We start from the raw sequence: 6,000 nt of genomic DNA on the forward strand, positions 1-6,000 counted from the left end.
GCCCGCCCTACCCTGCCCGCAGCGCGGAAGCGCGGCGGACGCGGACCAGGAAGTCCTCGATCCGGCGTCGGTCCGGCTGCGCCGGGAGCGGCGTACGGTGCAGCGCCTCGCCGGCCTCCCGCTCCAGCCGGGCCGTCCGGGCTTCGACCTCGGACCAGGGAACCTCGCCCCGCTTCACCGCGAGCAGCGGCTCGCGCTGCTCGCCCACGTCGACGGTGAGGGCGCCCGTGCGCAGCACGTCGCGGGCGGAGGCCAGCAGGCGGAGCAGATGCATCGCGTGCTTCCAGCGGGGCGCCCCGTGCGTGCGGACGTCGGCCTCGAGTTTGCGGCGTTGCCCGTACGCGTACCGGGTGAACGTCTCGTGGATCCGGCGGGAGAGGAACGCGCCGCGCAGGGCGAGCAGTTCGCGGCCGGTGTCGTCGGCGTGCTCCACGAGTGGCGAGTGCAGGCACTCCAGGATGTTGGGGTCGGCGCGCAGGGCCAGCTCGCAGAAGCGTTCCAGCTCCCAGCTGAACTGTTCCTCGGCCGGGCCCTCGACATGCGTCGGCGGCTTGTCGAAGCGCCAGAACAGGGGAGTGGGGGCGAGGAACACGCCCCGGCGGTCGGTGTCGCTGCCCTCCGTGGCCAGACCGAAGGCACGCGAACCCATGACGCAGGCGTAGACCGTGTGGTCGCGGACCAGGAGCTCGGCGGAGTGCATGCCCGGGAGCGTACGGGCCGGCTCACGCCAGGCGAATCGAATTTCCCTCCACCGCGATCCGCTCCACGGGCAGCGCCCTGGTGGCCGGCCCCCGCGCCACCGAGCCGTCGGTGATCCGGAACCGGCTGCCGTGGCAGGCGCAGTCGACCGTGCCGTCCGAGACCCTCGCCACCAGGCAGTTCCGGTGGGTGCAGATCGCGGAGAAGGCCTTGAAGCCGCCCTGTTCGGGCTGGGTCACCACCACCTTCTCGTCCTTGAAGATCACGCCCCCGCCCACCGGGATGGCGTCGGTCGTGGCGAGTTCCCGCCCCGCCGTGCCGTCCGGCGCCGCGGTGTCCGAGGTGGTGGCCGGCGAGGAACCGTCACCGCCTTCGCCTCCGTTCCCGCCGCAGCCGGCGGCCAGCGCTGTCGCGCCCGCCGCGAGAAGGACGGTGCGTCGTGTGGTGCGCAGAGTCGTGTGGGAGGTCGTGTGGGGGGCCGTGCCGGTCATGTCATCACTCCGGGGGAGAGGGGAGGGAATCGCAGAGGATGGGTGATTTGCGGGGTATCAAGGCATTTTCGCACCGGCCGTCTCGGCGGGCGGGCACCGGACACCGGCCGATCCCGTTCTGACTAGGCTGGACGACCGAACAACCGATACGCACGTCAGCAAGGAGCAACGCCGTGGCGGTACGAGCGGTCCGGGGCGCCGTCCAGCTCGAGCGGGACGAGGCCGGCCACATGGAGGAACGGGTCGGCGCGCTGCTCACCGCGGTACTGGAACGCAACGATCTGGTCACGGACGACCTGATCAGCATCTGGTTCACCGCCACGCCCGACCTGCACAGCGACTTCCCGGCCGCCGCCGCCCGCAAGCTCGGCATCGTCGACGTTCCCCTGATCTGCGCCCAGGAACTGGACGTCGAGGGCGCCCTGCCCCGCGTCGTCCGCGTCCTGGCGCACATCGAGTCCGACCGGCCGCGCGTCGACATCGCCCATGTGTACCTCGGCGCCGCGGCGGCCCTGCGCAAGGACATCGCCCAGTGAGAACCGCACTCGTCATCGGTACCGGACTGATCGGCACGTCCGCCGCCCTCGCCCTGTCCCGGCGGGGCGTCACCGTCCACCTCGCCGACCACGACCCGGAACAGGCCCGTACGGCCGCCGCGCTCGGTGCCGGTACCGACGGGCCCCCCGAGGGGCCGGTGGACCTGGCGATCGTCGCCGCCCCGCCCGCCCACGTGGCCGGGGTGCTCGCCGACGCCATGGAGCGCGGTGTGGCACGCGGCTACATCGACGTCGCCAGCGTCAAGGGCGGGCCGCGCCGCGAACTGGAGCAGCGTGGGCTCGACCTCTCGGCGTACATCGGTACACACCCCATGTCCGGCCGTGAGAAGTCCGGCCCGCTGGCCGCGGGCGCGGACCTCTTCGAGGGCCGCCCCTGGGTGCTCACGCCCACCCGGGACACCGACACCGAGGTGCTGAACCTCGCCCTCGAGCTGGTCTCGCACTGCAGGGCCGTCCCGGTCGTCATGGACGCCGACGCCCACGACCGTGCCGTGGCCCTGGTCTCCCACATGCCGCACCTGGTGGCCGGCCTGGTCGCCGCGCGCCTGGAGCACGCCGAGGAGGCCGCCGTACGGCTGTGCGGGCAGGGCATCCGGGACGTGACCAGGATCGCCGCCTCCGACCCCCGGATGTGGATCGACATCCTCTCCGCGAACCCCGGTCCGGTCGCCGACCTGCTCACCGACATCGGCGCCGACCTGGAGGAGACCGTACGGGCCCTGCGCGCGCTGCAGTCCTCCGACGAGGACAAGCGGCGCGAGGGCGGCACCGGCATCGAGGACGTGCTGCGCCGCGGCAACGCCGGCCAGATCCGGGTCCCCGGCAAGCACGGCTCCGCCCCGCGTGCGTACGAGATCGTGGCGGTGCTCATCGACGACCAGCCGGGTCAGCTGGCGCGCATCTTCGCGGACGCCGGCCGTGCGGGCGTCAACGTCGAGGACGTCCGTATCGAGCACGCGACCGGGCAGCAGGCCGGTCTGGTACAGCTCATGGTGGAGCCCCCGGCGGCTCCGGTACTCACCGCGGCGCTGCGGGAGCGGGGCTGGTCCATCCGGCAGTAGCGCCTGCCGGACGGCGGACGGCGGGTGTCGTCCGCGGTGGGCGGGCGACGGGCGGCCGGGGACCGGAGCCGAAGGCGGTGCCGGTCCCGGGCGGTCGCGTCCCCGTCCCCGGGTACGGCCGATCGGGGGACGCACACCCAGTAACCTTGTGCAGGGCGGTTTCGCGCCCCGCTCCCCGCCAGCCAGGTCCAGGAAGGTCCCCACTGTGGAAAGCTCCACGCCAGTGATTGTCGCCATCGACGGCCCGTCCGGCACGGGCAAGTCGAGCACGTCGAAGGCCGTGGCGGCACAGCTCGGCCTGAGCTACCTGGACACCGGCGCCCAGTACCGGGCGATCACCTGGTGGATGGTCACCAACGGCATCGACACCGCCGACCCCTCCGCGATCGCCGCCGCGGCCGGCAAGCCCGAGATCCTCTCCGGCACCGACCCGGAGAAGCCCGCCATCACGGTCGACGGCATCGATGTGGCCGGCCCGATCCGCGAGCAGGACGTCACCTCCAAGGTCAGCGCGGTCAGCGCGGTCCCCGAGGTGCGCACCCGGATCACCGAGCTGCAGCGCTCCATCGCCGCCTCCGCCGTCACCGGCATAGTCGTCGAGGGCCGCGACATCGGGACCACCGTGCTGCCCGACGCCGACCTGAAGATCTTCCTCACCGCCTCCCCGGAGGCGCGGGCCGCCCGCCGCAGCGGTGAGCTCAAGGGCGCCGACCTGCACGCCACGCGCGAGGCCCTGGTCAAGCGGGACGCGGCCGACTCCAGCCGCAAGACCTCCCCGCTGGCCAAGGCGGACGACGCGGTCGAGGTGGACACCACCGACCTGACCCTGCAGCAGGTCATCGAGTGTGTCGTCACCCTCGTCGAGGAGAAGCGAGCCGACCGGTGACCGGGCTTCCGTCGGCGCGGGGCGCCGAGGTCGGGCGGCGTATCGGCGTCGGCCTGATGTACGGATTCTGGAAGCCGCGCGTGCTGGGTGCCTGGCGGGTACCCGCCTCCGGTCCGGTGCTCCTCGCCGTGAACCACTCCCACAACATCGACGGTCCGATGGTCATGGGCGTGGCGCCCCGGCCCACGCACTTCCTGATCAAGCAGGAGGCGTTCATCGGGCCGCTCGACCCGTTCCTGACCGGCATCGGCCAGGTGAAGGTGGACCGGAACACCACCGACCGCACGGCCATCTCCCGGGCGCTGGGCGTCCTGCGGCAGGGCGGCGTCCTCGGTATCTTCCCCGAGGGCACCCGCGGCGAGGGCGACTTCGCCTCGCTGCGCGCGGGGCTCGCCTACTTCGCCCTGCGCGGCGGCGCGCCGATCGTGCCCGTCGCCGTCCTGGGAAGTTCCGGGCAGGGCGGACGGTTGATAAAGGCGCTGCCTCCGCTGCGCTCCCGCGTCGACGTCGTCTTCGGCGACCCGTTCGACGCGGGTGACGGCAGCGGACGGCGTACCCGCAAGGCGCTGGACGAGGCGACCGAGCGCATCCAGAAGCAGCTCACCGCGCACCTGGAAAACGCCAGGCGCCTCACCGGGCGCTAGCGGACACTGAGTAGTGGAACGCCCGGAATCGGATGTTCCACCGACCACCACGATGAACAACGAGGTACGGACTTCATGAACGACCACATCCAGCCCGACGGCTCGGCCGAGCACGAGCACGACCACGGGGCGCTCGGCGACGCCGAGTTCGCGGAGTTCATGGAGCTCGCCGCGGAGGAGGGCTTCGATCCCGAGGACGTCGAGGGCGCCATCGAGGCGGCCGGACACGGCCCGCTGCCCGTGCTCGCCGTCGTCGGCCGCCCCAATGTCGGCAAGTCGACCCTGGTGAACCGCATCATCGGCCGCCGCGAGGCGGTCGTCGAGGACAAGCCGGGCGTCACCCGCGACCGCGTCACCTACGAGGCCGAGTGGGCGGGCCGCCGCTTCAAGGTCGTCGACACCGGGGGCTGGGAGCAGGACGTCCTCGGCATCGACGCCTCCGTGGCGGCGCAGGCCGAGTACGCGATCGAGGCGGCCGACGCCGTCGTGTTCGTGGTGGACGCCAAGGTGGGCGCGACCGACACCGACGAGGCCGTCGTCCGGCTGCTGCGCAAGGCCGGCAAGCCGGTCGTCCTGTGCGCCAACAAGGTGGACGGTCCGAGCGGCGAGGCCGACGCCTCCTACCTGTGGTCCCTGGGCCTGGGCGAGCCGCACCCGGTCTCCGCCCTGCACGGCCGCGGCACCGGCGACATGCTGGACCAGGTCCTGGAGGCGCTGCCGGAGGCTCCCGCGCAGACCTTCGGCACTGCGGTCGGCGGCCCGCGCCGGATCGCCCTGATCGGCCGCCCGAACGTCGGCAAGTCCTCGCTGCTGAACAAGGTCGCCGGCGAGGAGCGCGTCGTCGTCAACGAGATCGCCGGCACCACCCGCGACCCGGTCGACGAACTGATCGAGCTGGGCGGCACCACCTGGAAGTTCGTGGACACCGCGGGCATCCGCAAGCGCGTCCACCTCCAGCAGGGCGCCGACTACTACGCCTCGCTGCGCACCGCCGCCGCCGTCGAGAAGGCCGAGGTCGCCGTCGTCCTCCTGGACGCCTCCGACTCCATCTCGGTGCAGGACCAGCGCATCGTCACCATGGCCGTCGAGGCGGGACGCGCGCTCGTCCTCGCGTTCAACAAGTGGGACACCCTCGACGAGGAGCGCCGCTACTACCTGGAGCGGGAGATCGAGACCGAGCTCGGCCAGGTCGTCTGGGCGCCGCGGGTGAACGTGTCGGCCCGCACCGGACGCCACATGGAGAAGCTGGTTCCGGCGATCGAGACGGCGCTGGCGGGCTGGGAGACCCGCGTCCCGACGGGCAGGCTGAACGCCTTCCTCGGCGAGCTGGTCGCCGCCCACCCGCACCCCGTGCGCGGCGGCAAGCAGCCGCGCATCCTGTTCGGTACCCAGGCGGGCACCAAGCCGCCGCGGTTCGTGCTGTTCGCCTCCGGCTTCATCGAGGCGGGCTACCGGCGGTTCATCGAGCGCCGGCTGCGCGAGGAGTTCAGCTTCGAGGGCACCCCCATCCACATCTCGGTGCGGGTGCGCGAGAAGCGCGGCAAGAAGAAGTGACGTCACGACGGCACGCAGGGTGAAGGGGGGCGGGGCCCGCCGGGGCCCCCCCCCCGCACCCCCCCGGCCGGCGGCCGGCCCGGGGGGCCCCGGGCCCGCCGCCCCGCC

Annotated in this window: 7 protein-coding genes; 5 read left to right on the forward strand and 2 right to left on the reverse strand. The window is 72.8% G+C overall.

The genetic code is table 11. The features are described 5' to 3' along the window. Nucleotides 1–7 precede the first annotated feature (7 nt). Nucleotides 8–700: a DNA polymerase beta superfamily protein gene (locus tag ACIF80_RS19720; RefSeq protein WP_399806190.1), complete on the reverse strand. Its 693-nt coding sequence runs from the start codon at nt 698–700 to the stop codon at nt 8–10. Nucleotides 701–722: 22 nt separating this feature from the next. Continuing rightward, nucleotides 723–1,190 (reverse strand): Rieske (2Fe-2S) protein, encoded by a 468-nt coding sequence (locus ACIF80_RS19725; RefSeq protein WP_399806192.1) that lies wholly within the window; start codon nt 1,188–1,190, stop codon nt 723–725. A gap of 173 nt (nt 1,191–1,363) precedes the next feature. Here ACIF80_RS19725 and aroH point away from each other — a divergent pair, with 173 nt between their 5' ends. The 5 genes from aroH to der all read left to right on the forward strand — a co-directional run bounded on the left by aroH (nt 1,364) and on the right by der (nt 5,892). Beyond that, a complete protein-coding gene (aroH, locus tag ACIF80_RS19730) occupies nt 1,364–1,726 on the forward strand; it encodes a chorismate mutase (protein ID WP_399806194.1) in 363 nt (120 codons plus the stop codon). Further along, complete coding sequence (locus ACIF80_RS19735) at nt 1,723–2,808, forward strand: prephenate dehydrogenase (RefSeq protein ID WP_399806196.1); 1,086 nt, start codon at nt 1,723–1,725, stop codon at nt 2,806–2,808. The genes aroH and ACIF80_RS19735 overlap by 4 nt, the downstream gene beginning before the upstream one ends. A gap of 223 nt (nt 2,809–3,031) precedes the next feature. Next, entirely contained in the window at nt 3,032–3,694 is a 663-nt protein-coding gene (cmk, locus tag ACIF80_RS19740; protein ID WP_399806198.1) for a (d)CMP kinase, read from the forward strand. After that, nucleotides 3,691–4,338: a lysophospholipid acyltransferase family protein gene (locus tag ACIF80_RS19745; RefSeq protein ID WP_399806200.1), complete on the forward strand. Its 648-nt coding sequence runs from the start codon at nt 3,691–3,693 to the stop codon at nt 4,336–4,338. The genes cmk and ACIF80_RS19745 overlap by 4 nt, the downstream gene beginning before the upstream one ends. 75 nt (nt 4,339–4,413) lie before the next feature. Further along, nucleotides 4,414–5,892, forward strand: a complete 1,479-nt coding sequence (gene der / locus ACIF80_RS19750; protein WP_399806202.1) for a ribosome biogenesis GTPase Der — start codon at nt 4,414–4,416, stop codon at nt 5,890–5,892. The last annotated feature ends 108 nt before the right edge of the window (nt 5,893–6,000 follow it).

The sequence above is a fragment of the Streptomyces sp. NPDC085927 genome (assembly GCF_044540975.1).
Taxonomy (GTDB): domain Bacteria; phylum Actinomycetota; class Actinomycetes; order Streptomycetales; family Streptomycetaceae; genus Streptomyces; species Streptomyces hirsutus.